We start from the raw sequence: 15,038 nt of genomic DNA, 5'->3' as shown, positions 1-15,038 counted from the left end.
TCCCTGTCTTCCTTCAGATATACGGAGTGGGAGCGCGTTCTGACTGCCCTTCGGCAGGACTTTTTCAGGTGATCCGGCCGCGGGCGGGCGGGAATGCCGTCAGGCGGCCCGGTCCTGCTCCTGCTCCTGCTCCACCTGCGCGTTCCAGTCGCGCTTGATGGCCCGCCAGGCCTCGTCCGACTTGCCGAGACGCCAGTATCCGGAGATCGACAGCCGAGCCGCGGGGATGCCCCGCTCCAGCCGCAGATGGCGGCGCAGCTCCTTCACCGCGCCCGCCTCACCGTGGACGAAGGCGTGGACGTCGCCGTCCGGGAAGTCCAGCCCTCGAACCGCGGCGACCAGGGCTTCGCCGACCGCCTGGGCGCCCCGGTGCAGCCAGGTCACCGTGACCCCGTCCGGGGTCGCGATCTTCTGCTCGTCCTCGGGGCCCGACACCTCCACGAAGGCGTGCACGAGAACCCCTGCGGGCATCTGCTCCAGCGAGGCGGCGATCGCGGGCAGGGCGCTCTCGTCGCCCGCCAGCAGATGCCAGTCCGCCGCCGGGTCGGGCGCGTAGCCACCGCCGGGGCCGAGCAGCCGGACCGATTCACCCGGCTGCACCCGTGCCGCCCACGGGCCCGCCAGACCCTCGTCCCCGTGCACCACGAAGTCGATCGTCAGCTCCCGGTGGACGGGGTCCCAGGCGCGCACCGTGTAGGTGCGGTTGCTCGGCCACTGCTCGCGCGGGAACTCCTCGCGGATGCGGGCCATGTCGAAGGGCTCGGGGTAGCTCACTCCGGGGTGCGGGAAGACCACTTTGACGTACGCGTCCGTCGAGCCGTCCGTGCGGAACTCCGCGAGCCCCTCACCGCCGAGCACGACACGCACCATGTGCGGAGCGATTCGCTCGGTGCGCACCACCCGCGCCTCGTGGGTCGTCGGTGCCTTGCGGGCGGGCGTGTCTGCCACCGTGGTCTCCCTCGCTACACAGCGTCCGGTCAGAGCTGGGTGCTTGTTAGGTTAGCCTAAGTCGCCATCGCGTGCCGCTGATCTCCGCACGTCATGCGCCCAGTTCGGTCAGCAGCCGGTGCACCGCACGCCCCAGACCCCAGCGCACCGCCAGCTCCTCGAGCCGCTGCGGATCCCGTGCCCGCGTCGGCAGCGCCGGGTCGAAGACGGGCATCGGCACATCACCGGCGACCCGCACCACCTTCGGCGCCACGGCCACATAGGCCCGGGACTCGTCCAGCCGCTTGCGCTGCGACGGCGTCAGTCTGGACGCCGGGTCGTCCACGGCCTCCATGATCCCGGCCAGGTCCCCGAAGGCGTCCAGCAGCTTCGCGGCCGTCTTCTCACCGATACCGGGCACCCCGGGCAGACCGTCGCTCGGGTCCCCGCGCAGCAGCGCGAGATCGGCGTAACCGGGTCCGTCCACTCCGTACTTCTCGCGCAGTACGGCCTCGTCGGTGGTCTGCATCATGCCCACGCCCTTCAGCGGATACAGCACCCTGACCCCTCGTGCGTCGTCGACGAGCTGGTACAGATCACGGTCACCGGTCACGATGTCCACCGGGCCTGCCGCACGCCCCGCGAGCGTGCCGATGACGTCGTCGGCCTCGTACCCGGCGACACCCACACGGGCGATCCCGAACGCGTCCAGCACCTCCTCGATGATCGGGACCTGTGGGGACAGCGTGTCCGGGACCTCCTCCTCGTCCGGGCCGGCCTCGGTCTCCACCGCCACCCGGTGCGCCTTGTACGACGGGATGAGCTCCACCCGCCACTGCGGGCGCCAGTCGGCGTCCATGCAGGCCACCAGCTCGTCGGGGTGGTGGTCCTGGACCAGCCGGGTGATGAACTCCAGCAGCCCCCGCACCGCGTTGACGGGTGTGCCGTCAGGGGCGCGCACGGAGTCGGGGACCCCGAAATAGGCGCGGAAGTAGAGAGAGGCGGTGTCGAGGAGCATCAGGCGTCGCGTCACAGCCCTGATGATGCCGTACCGCACCGACAGCGACCGGCCCGGCGCAGCGTGTGGGGTCACGCGCGTGAACTGGGTCACTCCAGAGTTTGCCGTGGGCGGCCCGGGGCAGGCGGGGTGCCGGAGCGGAGCCCCCCACAGCGCTCTGACCAGCACAAACGGCCACAGCCGACAGGCTGCGGGAGGTCACGGCCTGAAGTCGCCCGCTCCATGGTCCGCCGACGGGGGCGCGGGCCGCCCGGTTCAGTCAGGTTCAACGCGAGAGGTGTATGTGTCCAGGCTCCAGGCCGAGCACCTGTACAAGGTGTTCGGCAAACGACCCGACGAAGCGGTACGCAAGCTCGAGAGCGGTGCCGACCGCGACGGGCTGCGCGCCGACGGTACGACCGCGGCGGTGATCGACGCCTCCTTCACCGTCGAGCCCGGTCAGATCTTCGTCGTCATGGGCCTGTCCGGATCCGGTAAGTCCACGTTGCTGCGCATGCTCAACGGACTGCTGGAGCCGACCGCTGGACGCGTGCTCTTCGACGGCCAGGACCTGACCACACTCAGCCCCCGCGAACTGCGTGCCGTGCGCTCCACCCGCATCAGCATGGTGTTCCAGCACTTCGCGCTGTTCCCGCACCGCAGTGTGCTGGAGAACGCCGCGTACGGCCTCGAGGTGCAGGGAGTTCCCCGCGCCGAGCGTGAGCGCCGTGCCACCGAGGCCCTGGAACTGGCCGGACTGGCCGGCTGGGAGCAGTCCTGGCCGGACGAGCTCTCCGGTGGTATGCAGCAGCGCGTGGGCCTTGCCCGCGCCCTCGCCACCGATGCCGACCTGCTGCTGATGGACGAGTCCTTCAGCGCACTCGACCCGCTGATCCGCCGGGACATGCAGGATCAGCTCCTCGAGCTCCAGAAGCGGCTCAAGAAGACGATCGTGTTCATCACCCACGACCTCAACGAGGCCATGCGCCTCGGCGACCGGATCGCGGTGATGCGCGACGGCCGGATCGTCCAGCTCGGCACCGCCGAGGACATCCTGGTCGCCCCCGCCGACGACTACGTCGCCTCATTCACCCAGGACGTCGACCGCTCGCGCGTGCTCACCGCGGGGGCGATCATGGCCGACCCGGCGACCGCCTACGCGGAGGAGGGCGACGGCCGGGAGCCGCGTACCGCACAGGACGTGCTCGACGCCGCACCCGCCACCGTCGGCGCCGACACACCGGTCGTCGAACTGTTCACCCCCTGTGCCGGCAGCGACGCCGCGGTCGCCGTCACCGACGACGACGGTGCGCTCATCGGTGTCGTCCGGCGGGAGCGGCTGCTCGCGGTACTCGGCGAACCCATGACACCGCAGCTCCCCGCCCAGGGCGCCGCATCCGAAGCCGAGGCCCCCACGGGGAAGGAGGCCGCCCATGCCTAGGATCCACCTCGGCCAGTGGGTCGACTCCGGTGTCGACTGGCTCCAGTCCCATCTGTCCTGGCTGTTCGACGCCATCACCTCCGTCGTCACCGGTATGTACGACGGCATCGACGCCGCGCTCTCCGCGCCCGAACCGCTGCTCTTCGCCGGCCTCCTCGCCGTCGTGGCCTGGTGGCTGCGCGGTCTGCTCGCCGGTGTACTCGCCTTAGCCGGCTTCGCTCTGATCGACTCCGTCGAGCTGTGGGACGACGCCATGTCGACCCTTTCGCTCGTGCTCGTCGCGACGATCGTCACCCTGGCCGTGGCGGTGCCCCTGGGTATCTGGGCCTCCCGTTCCAAGGCGGTCAGCGCGCTGCTCCGGCCCGTGCTGGACTTCATGCAGACCATGCCGGCCATGGTGTACCTGATCCCGGGCATCATCTTCTTCGGCGTGGGCGTGGTCCCCGGAATCATCGCCACCATCGTCTTCGCCCTGCCGCCCGGGGTGCGGATGACGGAGCTCGGCATCCGCCAGGTCGACAAGGAACTCGTCGAGGCGGCCGAGGCGTTCGGCACCACCCCGCGCAACACCCTGCTGCGCGTCCAGCTGCCGCTCGCCCTGCCCACGATCATGGCCGGCGTCAACCAGGTCATCATGCTGGGCCTGTCCATGGTCGTCATCGCGGGCATGGTCGGCGGCGGTGGCCTCGGTGGCGCCGTCTACCGCGCCATCGGCAACGTCGACATCGGACTCGGCTTCGAGGCCGGCATCTCGATCGTCGTCCTCGCCATGTACCTGGACCGGATGACCGGCGCGCTGGGCCGCCAGGTCTCCCCGCTGGGCCGCCGCGCCCTCGCCAAGGCCGGGAGCGCGGCCGGCGCCCTGCGGATCTGGAACCACCGGCCCCAGCCCGTGGTGGCCCTCACCGGCGTCGCGGTCCTCGCGCTCGTCGCGGGCGGCATCGGGATGTACGGCGGCGACTCCACCGCCACCGCGTCCGGCGCCGCCAACGTCGGCAAGGGGAAGAAGATCTCGCTGGGCTACATCCCCTGGGACGAGGGCATCGCCTCCACGTTCCTCTGGAAGGAAGTGCTGGAACAGCGCGGCTTCGAGGTCGACGCCAGGCAGCTGGAGGCCGGGGCGCTCTACACCGGTCTCGCCGGAGGCCAGATCGACTTCCAGACCGACTCCTGGCTGCCGGTCACCCACGCCCAGTACTGGGACAAGTACCGGGACAGGCTGGAGGACATGGGGTCCTGGTACGGCCCGACCTCCCTCGAGCTCTCCGTTCCCGCCTACATGAAGGACGTCGACTCCCTCGACGACCTCGCGGGCAAGTCGGGGAACTTCAAGGGCCGCATCGTCGGCATCGAGCCGAGCGCCGGCATGATGCGCATCCTCAAGGACAAGGTGCTCAAGAAGTACGGCCTGGACGGCGAGTACAAGGTGGTCGACGGCTCCACGCCCGGAATGCTCGCCGAGCTGAAGCGCGCGTACGACAAGAAGGAACCGATCGTCACCACCCTCTGGTCGCCGCACTGGGCCTACAGCAAGTACGACCTGAAGAAGCTCAAGGACCCCAAGGGCACCTGGGGCAAGGGCGACGGCATCCACACCCTGGCCCGGAAGGGCTTCGCCGGGGACAACCCGCAGGTCGGCACCTGGCTCAAGAAGTTCCGGATGAGCGAGCAGCAGCTCACGGACCTCGAGGCCACCATCCAGGAGACCGGAAAGGGCAAGGAGCAGGAAGCGGTCCGCGCCTGGCTCAAGAAGAACCCGGGCGTCGTCAACCGCCTGGCGCCTCTGTAGACCATTCTCCATCCCCCCACCGGTCGGGGCCCCGTCACATACAGTGGCGGGGCCCTCACCGTTGCGCGAGAGGCGTCGGTGCGATTGAGTTCCGGGATCTGCGTAAGGTACTGAGAAGGAGGGAGGGACGCGCGATGGCAGACAAGGAGACACTCCGCGTGGGCTCCGCCGTCCGAAGACGGCGTAGGGCTCTCGCGCTCACACTCGCTGCGGTGGCCGAGCGCAGCGGACTGTCGGTGCCCTTCCTCAGCCAGATCGAGAACGAACGGGCCCGTCCCAGCCTGCGCTCCCTCGACAGGGTGGCCGTAGCCCTGGACACCACGGCGGCCGAACTGTTCGCCGCGGCGGACTCCGCGCGCGTCGTGGACGTGGTCCGGGCCGAGGAGCCCGACGATCTCCCGGACGTGGGCATACGGTCCCTCGTGCGCGGCCACCACCAGCTCCGCGCCGTCGAGTTCACCGGGGAACAGGAAGGCGACCGGGAGTACCAGCACCGCAACGACGAGTTGATGTACGTGGCCGACGGGGCCGCGGAGGTCGAGGCCGAAGGCCGTGCCTACCGCCTGGAGAAGGGCGACACCCTCTACCTGTCCGGAGGCGTGCGCCACCGCTGGCGCGCCACCCTGCCGGGCACCCGGCTCCTCGTCGTCGCCCTCGGCGGCCACGTCGAGGCCGGGCCGTGAAGCGGGTCGTGTCCCTCGTCCCCTCCCTGACCGAGGCGGTTGCCGTCAGCGCGCCCGGACTGCTGGTGGGAGCCACCGACTGGTGCAGCCATCCGGGCGGCCTCGATGTCGTGCGCGTCGGCGGCACCAAGAACCCTGACGTCGCGACGATCACGGCCCTCGCGCCCGGCCTCGTCATCGCCAACGAGGAGGAGAACCGGGCTCCCGACATCGCGGCCCTCCGGGCAGCGGGGCTCGATGTGCTGGTCACCGAAGTGCGCACGCTGCCGCAGGCGTTCGCCGAACTGGACCGGGTCCTGCGGGCCTGCGGCGCCGGTCGGCCCCGCTGGCTCGACGAGGCCCGCGCCGCGTGGGACCCGGTGGCGCCGACCGTGCCGGGTGGTCCCCGGCGGGCTGTCGTGCCGATCTGGCGGCGGCCCTGGATGGTGCTGGGACGTGACACCTTCGCGGGGGACCTGCTCGCCCGTCTCGGCGTCGGGAACGTGTACGCAGCACATTCCGAGCGGTATCCGCGCATACCGCTGGAGGAGCTCAACACGGTGGGCGCGGACCTGGTGGTGCTGCCGGACGAGCCGTACCGCTTCACCGCGGAGGACGGGCCCGAGGCGTTCCCGGAGGTGCGGTCCGCGCTGGTGGATGGGCGGATGCTGACGTGGTACGGGCCGTCGCTGGTGACGGCGCCTTCCGTGCTGCGTGCCGCACTGGGCTGACTCTCCGGCGGCTGCGGGCGGGGTTTCGCGGTGTGCCGCACCCTCTGGCGGCATCCGGAGCGTCCGTTCTCGACGCCGGACGGGCTGATACCCGGTCCTGCCGCAACCGTCAGGTGACAGCCGGCCGGGCTTGGTCAGGACGCCGCGACGGGGCGGGGGCGCACCGCGAAACCCCGCACCCCGTGGCCGCGGCACCAACCTCTCCGGACAACACACCTAGCCCGCGGCGCCTACGAGCCCCGACATCACGCGGGTGTCCTCCCCCATCTCCGGGTGCCACTGCACTCCCAGCACCCAGCCGCGTCCCGGCAGTTCCACCGCCTCCACCGTGCCGTCGTCCGCGTGGGCGGAGGCGATGAGGCCGGTGCCCAGCCGGTCGACGGACTGGTGGTGATAGGTGGGGACCGGGGAGACCTCCGGTACCAGACCCGCGTAGAGGGTGTCCGGGACCGGGATCACAGGGTGGTGGCTGAAGACACCGGGGGCCTTGGCGTGGCCCTCCATGTGCTGGATCAGCGTCCCGCCCAGGGCGACGTTCAGGAGCTGCATCCCGCGGCAGATGCCCAGCAGCGGGGTGCCCGATTCCAGCGCCGCGTCGATCAGGGCGAGCTCCCAGGTGTCCCGTTCCCGGGCCGGGGGGCCCGTCCGGGGGTCGGGGGCGGCACCGTAGCGGACGGGCTCCACATCCGGGCCGCCCGCCACGACCAGGCCGTCCAGCCGGGCCACCGTGCGCGCCGCGCGCTCCGGGTCGTCCGGCGGGAGCATCGCGGCGATGCCCCCGGCCGCCTGGACGAGCCGCGGATAGCCGAGCGGCAGCAGCGCGGCGGGCAACTGCCACACGCCCCACGAGGCCGTGTCCAGGTAGGTGCTGACGCCGATGAGCGGCTGGGTCACGGTGAGGTTCCTCCTGTTGGCTTGATGATGTCAGTCGCGTTCGAGTTCGGCCTCGGCTGCGGCCAGCGCCGCGAACTCCTCCTCCGGAGCCCGGGCCACCAGACGGTGCCGACTGTAGAAGGCGAAGTACGCCAGAGCGACGCCGTACACCGCGAGCGCGATGAACGCCGCGTCCTTGTCCACCAGGAACGTCGCGACCAGCGCAGACAGCGCGAGGACGAACGCCACGGAGGAGGTCAGGACGCCACCGGGTGTGCGGTACGGCCGCGGGAGGTCAGGCTCGCGCCGTCGCAGCACGATGTGGGACAGCGCCATCAGCGCGTACGAGATGGTCGCGCCGAAGACCGCGATGTTCAGCATCCGCGCCCCGTCCCCGGTGCCCGCTGCCAGGGCGAAGCCGAGAGCGCCGGGGATCAGCAGCCCGAGGTACGGGGACTTGCGGCGGCTGGTCAGGGAGAGGAAGCGGGGCAGATAGCCGGCCCGGGAAAGGGCGAAGAGCTGCCGCGATCCGGCGTAGATCAGCGAGAAGAACGAGGCGACCAGACCCGCGAGGCCCGCGTAGTTGACGAAGCGGCTCAGCGCGGTCGGGTCGCCGTCGCCCTGCAATGCCACCACCAGCGGGTTTCCGGCTTCCTGGATGGCCGCCGAGCCCTGGGCCCCGGTGGCGGCGAAGAAGGTGATCAGGGCGAGCAGGGCCAGGATCGACATCGACAGGGCGAGCGCCTTCGGCATCGAACGCACCGGGTCCTTCGCCTCTTCGGCAGCCAGCGGCACGCCCTCGACGCCGAGGAAGAACCACATGCCGAAGGGGAACGCCGCCCAGATACCGAGCAGCCCGAACGGCAGCCAGGAGCTGGACCCGAGCGCGTCCTTGTCCACCGGGATGTCGTCGAGTCCGCTGACGTGGAAGTCGGTGAACGCGCCGACCGCGAAGATCAGCAGCGCCGCGACCGCGATCGCGGTGACGATCAGGCTGAAGCGCAGGGCCTCGCCCACGCCCCACAGGTGGATCCCGATGAAGATCACGAAGCAGGCGAGATACACCGGCCAGCCCGACTCCAGGCCGAAGAGCCCCAGCGACTCGACGTAGTCGCCGATGAAGATGGCGATGGCGGCGGGGGCGAGGACGTACTCGATGAGGATCGCCGTGCCGGTGAGGAAGCCGCCCCAGGTGCCGAGCGCGCGGCGGGCGAAGCCGTAGCCGCCGCCCGCTGTCGGCAGGATCGCGGAGAGCTCGGCGAGCGCGAAGACGAGGCAGGCGTACATCAGCCCCATCAGCACGGTCGCCACGGCGAGGCCGCCGAATCCGCCCTTGGACAGGCCGATGTTCCAGCCGGAGAAATCACCGGAGACCACATAGGCGACCCCGAGCCCGGTCAGCAGCAGCCAGCCCGCACTGCCGCGCCTGAGGGTCCGGCGCTGGAGGTAGTCGTCATCCGGTGGGGCGGTCTTGTTCCCTGTGGTGTCTTCGAGCGTCATGGTAGAGCTCCCGCGTAGGGCCCAATGGAATGACGCCATACCTTTGCGCTCGACTCGGGGTAACGCAAGGCCTGGGGGTTACGTTCGGGTTACGGCCTCACGGCGCACGGCGGCCGGGCAGGGCTACGCCAGGAAGCCGCGCAGCAGTGCCGCCGTGCCCGCGCAGTGCTCGCGCATGACTTCGCGCGCCGTGTCCGCATCCCCCTCCAGCACCGCGCCCACCAGCGCGATGTGCTGCTGCTGGGAGTGCTCCAGGTTGCGCACGAGCAGCGGGATGACGTCCAGCAGATCGTTCACCGTCGCCCGCACCGCCGCGTACTGCGTGGTCAGCGTGGGGGAGCCGGACAGCTCGGCGAGGGTGAGGTGCAGGAGCGTGTCGCAGCGCCGGTAGTCGTCCAGAGTCGCGTCATGGGTGGCTGCCAGGGCCCTCCGCAGCCGCTCGGCAGCCTCGGGTCCCAGTCCATGGGCCGCGCACAGCCCCGCCGCACCCACCTCGAGCACCTCGCGGAAGCGCAGGGTGTCTTCCAGATCGACAGCGGCGACCCGGCGGCGCAGCTCCTCCTCGTCCGTGGTGCGCAGCCGCCGGCGGACGAACGTCCCGCCGTACCGGCCGCGGCGGCTCTCCACCAGGCCCTGCTCCTGCAGGACCTTGAGCACCTCGCGGAGTGTGACCCGGCTGATGCCCATGCGGTCGGCCAGCTCCCGCTCGGCCGGCAGCCGCTCGCCCCCCGGCACCAGCCCCAGCCGCACCACCTGGAGGACCTGTTCCAGAGCCTCCTCGAAGCCGTTGCCCCCGCGCACCGGCCGCAGCACGGATGTCAGCCGGTCCGCCGACTCCGTCGACTCACTGTTTTCCGCCACCTTGCGGTTCCCCCTTCCCAATCAATGGTCTTCGGCAATACCTTATGGCTTCCGGCTGACCTTAGGAGGCAGATTCCCGTGGCAGACCGCACACCCCCGCTGAGCGTCGAGGAGCTCAGGGCCCTCGTCGCGAGCGGTGAGATCGACACCGTAGTCCTGGCCTTCCCCGATATGCAGGGGCGCCTCCAGGGCAAGCGGTTCGCCGCGCCGTTCTTCCTCGACGAGGTGCTCGAGCACGGCACCGAAGGCTGCAACTACCTGCTCGCCGTCGACACCGAGATGAACACGGTGGACGGCTACGAGATGTCGTCCTGGGACCGTGGCTACGGCGACTTCGCCATGCATCCCGACCTCGGCACTCTGCGCCGGGTGCCCTGGAACGAAGGCACGGCGATGCTGATCGCCGACCTCGCCTGGAACGACGGAACCCCGGTCGTGGCCGCACCGCGCCAGATCCTGCGCCACCAGCTCGAGCGGCTCGCCACCTTCGGCTACACCGCACACGTCGGTACCGAGCTGGAGTTCATCGTCTTCAAGGACACCTACGAGCAGGCCTGGGACGCGAACTACCGCGATCTGACGCCCGCCAACCAGTACAACATCGACTACTCGGTGCTCGGCACCGGCCGGGTCGAGCCACTGCTGCGCCGCATCCGCAACGAGATGGCCGCGGCCGGGCTGACCGTCGAGTCCGCCAAGGGCGAATGCAACCCCGGTCAGCACGAGATCGCCTTCCGCTACGACGAGGCCCTGCTCACCTGCGACCAGCACGCGATCTACAAGACCGGTGCCAAGGAGATCGCCGCGCAGGAAGGCGTCTCTCTCACCTTCATGGCGAAGTACAACGAGCGCGAGGGCAACTCCTGCCACATCCATCTGTCGCTCCAGGACGCGGATGGACGCAACGTCATGGCGGCGGACACCGACGGACATGACGCCGGGCACGGCATGTCGAAGACCATGCGGCACTTCCTGGCCGGCCAGCTCGCCGCGCTGCGCGACTTCGCGCTGCTGTACGCCCCGAACATCAACTCGTACAAGCGCTTCCAGCCCGGCTCGTTCGCCCCCACCGCCGTGGCCTGGGGCCACGACAACCGGACCTGCTCCCTGCGCGTCGTCGGACACGGCCGCTCCACCCGGTTCGAGAACCGGGTCCCGGGCGGTGACGTCAATCCGTATCTCGCCGTGGCCGGACTGGTCGCCGCCGGAATCTACGGCATCGAGAACGAGCTGGAGCTCCCCGAGGTCTGCGCGGGCAACGCCTACGCCGCCGACTACGCACACGTCCCGACCACCCTCAGCGAGGCCGCCGAGCTCTGGGAGAACAGCCCCATCGCCAAGGCCGCCTTCGGAGCCGAGGTCGTCGCCCACTACCGCAACATGGCGCGGGTCGAGCTCGCCGCCTTCGACGCCGCGGTGACCGACTGGGAGCTCCGCCGCTCCTTCGAACGTATGTGAGGCACCACTTGTCGCAATCGTACGAACTCGATGTGCTGAACCCGGCCACCGAGGAAGTCATCGCCACCGTACCCGGCGCCGTCGAACAGGACGTGGACACCGCCGTCGTACGGGCCGCCGCCGCCCAGCGCGCCTGGGCGGCAGCAGCCCCCGCCGACCGCACCCGGCTGCTGCGCCGCTTCGCCGGCGTCGTGGACGACCACATCGGGGAGCTCGCACAGCTCGAGGTGCGCGAGGCCGGACACACCATCGGCAACGCCCGCTGGGAGGCCGGGAACGTCCGCGATCTGCTCGACTACGCGGCCGGGGGAGTGGAACGGCTCACCGGCCGCCAGATCCCGGTGCCCGGCGGGATCGACCTGACGATCCTGGAACCGCTCGGCGTCGTGGGCGTCATCGCCCCGTGGAACTTCCCGATGCCGATCGCGGCCTGGGGCACGGCCCCGGCACTCGCCGCGGGCAACGCCGTCATCCTCAAGCCGGCCGAGACCACCCCGCTGACCGCGCTGCGGCTCGCGGAACTCGCACTGGAGGCCGGGCTTCCCGAGCACCTCTTCCAGGTGCTGCCCGGCCGGGGTGACATCGCGGGCGACGCACTCGTACGCCACCCCGGGGTCGCGAAGATCGTGTTCACCGGTTCGACCCGGATCGGCAAGCAGATCATGTCGCTCTGCGCGGACCGGGTGAAGCGGGTCACCCTCGAACTCGGCGGCAAGAGCCCCAACATCGTCTTCGCGGACGCGGACATCGAGGCGGCGGCAGCGGCCGCACCGATGTCCTTCCTCGACAACAGCGGCCAGGACTGCTGCGCCCGGACCCGTATCCTGGTCCAGTCCTCGGTGTACGACCGCTTCGTCGAACTGCTCGCCCCGGCGATCGAGTCGGTCGTGGTCGGCGACCCGGCCGACGAGCGCACCCAGATGGGACCGCTGATCTCGAAGACCCAGCTGGAGCGGGTGCGTTCCTACGTACCCGACGAGCTGCCGGGCATTCGCGGCACCGTCCCGGCGGGCCCCGGCTTCTGGTTCCCGCCGACCCTCCTGACCGGCCTCGCGCCCGATGCCCCCGCAGCGGTCGAAGAGGTCTTCGGCCCGGTCGCCGTCGTGCTGCCCTTCGACGACGAGGAGGAAGCCGTACGCCTCGCCAACGCCACCGAGTACGGGCTCTCCGGCTCGATCTGGACCCGTGACGTCGGCCGTGCGCTGCGCATGTCCGGCGCCGTCGCCGCGGGCAACCTGTCCGTCAACTCCCACTCCAGCGTGCGCTACTGGACCCCCTTCGGCGGCTACAAGCAGTCCGGCCTCGGCCGTGAACTCGGCCCCGACGCACTCACCGCTTTCACCGAGACCAAGAACGTCTTCATCAGTACGGAGGCCTGACCACCATGACCGACACGTCCCAGTGCCGCCGCCTCGTCGGCCGCACCGCAGTCATCACCGGCGCGGGCAGCGGAATCGGCCTCGCCACCGCGCGCCGCCTGGCCTCCGAGGGCGCGAACGTCGTCTGCGGCGACATCGACGAGATCGCGGGCAAGACCGCGGCCGACGAGGTCGGCGGTACGTACGCCAAGGTCGACGTCACCGACGCCGAGCAGGTCGAGGCGCTCTTCAAGACCGCCTTCGACACCTACGGCAGCGTCGACATCGCCTTCAACAACGCGGGCATCTCGCCGCCCGACGACGACTCGATCCTGGAGACCGGCCTGGACGCCTGGAGGCGGGTCCAGGAGGTCAACCTGACCTCCGTGTACCTGTGCTGCAAGGCGGCCATCCCCTACATGCAGCGCCAGGGCAAGGGCTCCATCATCAACACCGCCTCGTTCGTGGCACGGATGGGCGCGGCGACCTCCCAGATCTCGTACACGGCCTCCAAGGGCGGTGTGCTGGCGATGTCCCGCGAGCTGGGCGTGCAGTTCGCCCGAGAGGGCATCAGGGTCAACGCGCTCTGCCCGGGCCCGGTCAACACCCCGCTGCTCCAGGAACTGTTCGCCAAGGACCCGGAGCGCGCCGCCCGGCGGCTCGTGCACATCCCCGTCGGCCGTTTCGCGGAGGCCGAGGAGATCGCGGCGGCCGTGGCCTTCCTCGCGAGCGATGACTCGTCGTTCGTGAACGCGACCGACTTCCTGGTCGACGGCGGTATCTCGGGGGCGTACGTCACCCCGCTGTAGCAGCCGGTCCCATGCGGTTCGGTCATCCGGTCCCGGCGGGCATCGCGCCCGTCGGGACCGGGGCTTGCGGCGCTGTCAGAGGAACGTGCGCCCCTCACCCCGGTACGTCGGGACGGACGCGACCACCCGCTCGCCCTCCACCAGTCGCAGTTCGTCGAACCGCTCACACAGCTCACCGGCCTTCGCATGCCGGAACCAGACCTTGTCGCCGATCAGCAGATCGTCGGCGACGGCGCCGAGCAGTGGTGTCTGCACCTCGCCCGGACCCTCCATCGGGTCGTATCTGAGGCCCTCCGGCAGATACGGAACCGGCAGCCGGTCCTGCCCCGCGGCCCCGGACGCCGGGTAGCCGCCGCCGAGCACCGTCACCACCCCCACACCCGGCCGGCGGACCACCGGCTGAGCGAACAGTGCCGCGGGACTGCCGTTGAAGGACGTGTAGTTGTCGAACAGCCGCGGCACATAGAGCCCCGAGCCCGCCGCGATCTCGGTGACCGCGCCCTCGGCCGCGGTGTGCTGCACACTGCCGGTGCCGCCGCCGTTCACGAACTCCAGGTCCGGCACCTCGGCGCGGACCGCGGCCACCACGGCCGACCTGCGCTGCGCCAGCTCGCGACGGGCCGCGGACTGCATCAGCCGGATCATCCGCGAACGCACCGGACTGCCCGCCACCGCGTCCCCCACCCCGGCCACATGCCCCTCGTAAGCCATCAGACCCACGAGCCGGAAGCCGGGCCGTCGGGCTATCTCCCTGGCCAGCGATGCCAGTTGGGCCGGTTCGCGCAGCGGTGAGCGGCGTGCGCCCACACGCAGCCGCCCGCCCAGCAGGCGCAGCGCGGTGTCCAGCTCCAGACAGACCCGGATCTCCTCGCCGCCGCCTGCACGCGACCGGTCGATCAGGTCGAGCTGTGCCGGGTCGTCCACCATCAGCGTGACGGCGGCGGCGAGTTTGGCGTCCCCCGCCAGCTCGGCGAAACCCGCGCGATCGGCGGACGGATACGCGAGCAGCACATCGCCGAAGCCCGCACGGACCAGCCAGATCGACTCGTCAAGGGTGAACGACATGATCCCCGCGAACCCGTCCATGGCGAGCACACGCTCCAGCAGGGCACGGCAGCGTACGGACTTGCTCGCCACCCTGATCGGCTTTCCCCCCGCCCTTCGGACCAGGTCCGCCGCGTTCGTGTCGAAGGCTTCGAGATCGACGATGGCGAGCGGGGCGTCGAGATGGGCCGTTGCCCGGTCGTACCGGGCCCTGTCGGCGGCACGGGGAATCATGGACCGAGCTTGCCAGACCCTGTGTACCCAAGGGTAGGGGGACGTTCTGGGCAGATGCCCCGGGCCCGGCGTCCCGTGCCCTGAGTCCCTCGGCAAGCCGTAGAGTGACCGTCACGCGGTGACGAACGGGCCTGCCTTGAAGGCCGATCCGAAGGCGTGCACGGACATCGGAACGGGGGGCGGATGAGCACCGAGGTACCAAGCTCCTCCCGTGTCACGGAAGCTCTGCTCCCTCCTGTGCCTCCCCGGCCTCCTGCGACCCCTCAGCCTCCCGCGCCGCGTAGTGCGGCCGCGGGTGCCGATGGGCGTACGGAGCCGGCTTCTGCGCCGGTGCCACCGCCCCGGACGGACGGC

The 15,038-nt window shown here is 70.6% G+C and carries 13 protein-coding genes; 7 read left to right on the top strand and 6 right to left on the bottom strand.

What is annotated here, in order from left to right:
- Positions 1-99: 99 nt before the first annotated feature.
- Entirely contained in the window at positions 100-948 is an 849-nt protein-coding gene (locus ACFV6V_RS20070; RefSeq protein WP_385566690.1) for a siderophore-interacting protein, read from the bottom strand.
- Between the two features lie 91 nt (positions 949-1,039).
- Positions 1,040-1,945, bottom strand: coding sequence for a 5'-3' exonuclease H3TH domain-containing protein (locus ACFV6V_RS20065; protein ID WP_385566746.1), 906 nt, complete (start codon positions 1,943-1,945; stop codon positions 1,040-1,042).
- A gap of 283 nt (positions 1,946-2,228) precedes the next feature.
- Between ACFV6V_RS20065 and ACFV6V_RS20060 the strand changes: the two genes are divergently transcribed.
- The 4 genes from ACFV6V_RS20060 to ACFV6V_RS20045 all read left to right on the top strand — a co-directional run bounded on the left by ACFV6V_RS20060 (position 2,229) and on the right by ACFV6V_RS20045 (position 6,547).
- The gene (locus ACFV6V_RS20060; protein ID WP_385566689.1) at positions 2,229-3,365 is read left to right on the top strand and encodes a glycine betaine/L-proline ABC transporter ATP-binding protein; all 1,137 of its coding nucleotides are present in this window, start codon (positions 2,229-2,231) and stop codon (positions 3,363-3,365) included.
- Positions 3,358-5,154, top strand: a complete 1,797-nt coding sequence (locus ACFV6V_RS20055; protein ID WP_385566686.1) for an ABC transporter permease/substrate binding protein — start codon at positions 3,358-3,360, stop codon at positions 5,152-5,154. Before ACFV6V_RS20060 ends, ACFV6V_RS20055 begins: the two co-directional genes overlap by 8 nt.
- Before the next feature lie 134 nt (positions 5,155-5,288).
- On the top strand, positions 5,289-5,837 hold the full coding sequence (locus tag ACFV6V_RS20050) for a helix-turn-helix domain-containing protein (protein ID WP_385566684.1): 549 nt from the start codon (positions 5,289-5,291) through the stop codon (positions 5,835-5,837).
- Positions 5,834-6,547 (top strand): helical backbone metal receptor, encoded by a 714-nt coding sequence (locus ACFV6V_RS20045; RefSeq protein ID WP_385566681.1) that lies wholly within the window; start codon positions 5,834-5,836, stop codon positions 6,545-6,547. Before ACFV6V_RS20050 ends, ACFV6V_RS20045 begins: the two co-directional genes overlap by 4 nt.
- Positions 6,548-6,763: 216 nt before the next feature.
- On the opposite strand, the gene ACFV6V_RS20040 is transcribed toward ACFV6V_RS20045, so the two are convergent.
- From ACFV6V_RS20040 to ACFV6V_RS20030, 3 genes are all read right to left on the bottom strand, one after another.
- The gene (locus ACFV6V_RS20040; protein WP_385566679.1) at positions 6,764-7,441 is read right to left on the bottom strand and encodes a gamma-glutamyl-gamma-aminobutyrate hydrolase family protein; all 678 of its coding nucleotides are present in this window, start codon (positions 7,439-7,441) and stop codon (positions 6,764-6,766) included.
- 30 nt (positions 7,442-7,471) lie between these two features.
- Positions 7,472-8,920: an ethanolamine permease gene (eat, locus tag ACFV6V_RS20035; RefSeq protein ID WP_385566676.1), complete on the bottom strand. Its 1,449-nt coding sequence runs from the start codon at positions 8,918-8,920 to the stop codon at positions 7,472-7,474.
- A gap of 123 nt (positions 8,921-9,043) precedes the next feature.
- Entirely contained in the window at positions 9,044-9,781 is a 738-nt protein-coding gene (locus ACFV6V_RS20030) for a FadR/GntR family transcriptional regulator (protein ID WP_385566674.1), read from the bottom strand.
- Between the two features lie 78 nt (positions 9,782-9,859).
- Here ACFV6V_RS20030 and ACFV6V_RS20025 point away from each other — a divergent pair, with 78 nt between their 5' ends.
- From ACFV6V_RS20025 to ACFV6V_RS20015, 3 genes are read left to right on the top strand one after another with little or no spacing between them, the layout of a single operon-like run.
- A complete protein-coding gene (locus ACFV6V_RS20025; RefSeq protein ID WP_385566671.1) occupies positions 9,860-11,239 on the top strand; it encodes a glutamine synthetase family protein in 1,380 nt (459 codons plus the stop codon).
- 8 nt (positions 11,240-11,247) lie between these two features.
- On the top strand, positions 11,248-12,618 hold the full coding sequence (locus tag ACFV6V_RS20020) for an aldehyde dehydrogenase family protein (protein ID WP_385566669.1): 1,371 nt from the start codon (positions 11,248-11,250) through the stop codon (positions 12,616-12,618).
- A 5-nt stretch (positions 12,619-12,623) separates the two neighbouring features.
- The gene (locus ACFV6V_RS20015) at positions 12,624-13,406 is read left to right on the top strand and encodes a 3-oxoacyl-ACP reductase (protein ID WP_385566666.1); all 783 of its coding nucleotides are present in this window, start codon (positions 12,624-12,626) and stop codon (positions 13,404-13,406) included.
- A 75-nt stretch (positions 13,407-13,481) separates the two neighbouring features.
- Here ACFV6V_RS20015 and ACFV6V_RS20010 read toward each other — a convergent pair whose 3' ends face one another.
- Positions 13,482-14,684: an amino acid deaminase/aldolase gene (locus ACFV6V_RS20010; RefSeq protein WP_385566664.1), complete on the bottom strand. Its 1,203-nt coding sequence runs from the start codon at positions 14,682-14,684 to the stop codon at positions 13,482-13,484.
- Positions 14,685-15,038 lie beyond the last annotated feature (354 nt).

Origin of the sequence: Streptomyces sp. NPDC059828 (assembly GCF_042731955.1) — a bacterium.
In the GTDB taxonomy this organism is placed as follows: Bacteria; Actinomycetota; Actinomycetes; order Streptomycetales; family Streptomycetaceae; genus Streptomyces.
The sequence above is the reverse complement of the archived record's forward strand: the minus strand, read 5'-3'. Positions and strand labels throughout refer to the sequence as shown.

What these genes read in the sequence shown, in the direction of transcription:
- ACFV6V_RS20065 (WP_385566746.1), bottom strand. Translation starts at nt 1,945, where the DNA reads ATGCTCCTCGACACCGCCTCTCTCTACTTCCGCGCCTATTTCGGGGTC.
- ACFV6V_RS20055 (WP_385566686.1), top strand. Translation starts at nt 3,358, where the DNA reads ATGCCTAGGATCCACCTCGGCCAGTGGGTCGACTCCGGTGTCGACTGG.
- ACFV6V_RS20050 (WP_385566684.1), top strand. Translation starts at nt 5,289, where the DNA reads ATGGCAGACAAGGAGACACTCCGCGTGGGCTCCGCCGTCCGAAGACGG.
- eat (WP_385566676.1), bottom strand. Translation starts at nt 8,920, where the DNA reads ATGACGCTCGAAGACACCACAGGGAACAAGACCGCCCCACCGGATGAC.
- ACFV6V_RS20015 (WP_385566666.1), top strand. Translation starts at nt 12,624, where the DNA reads ATGACCGACACGTCCCAGTGCCGCCGCCTCGTCGGCCGCACCGCAGTC.
- ACFV6V_RS20010 (WP_385566664.1), bottom strand. Translation starts at nt 14,684, where the DNA reads ATGATTCCCCGTGCCGCCGACAGGGCCCGGTACGACCGGGCAACGGCC.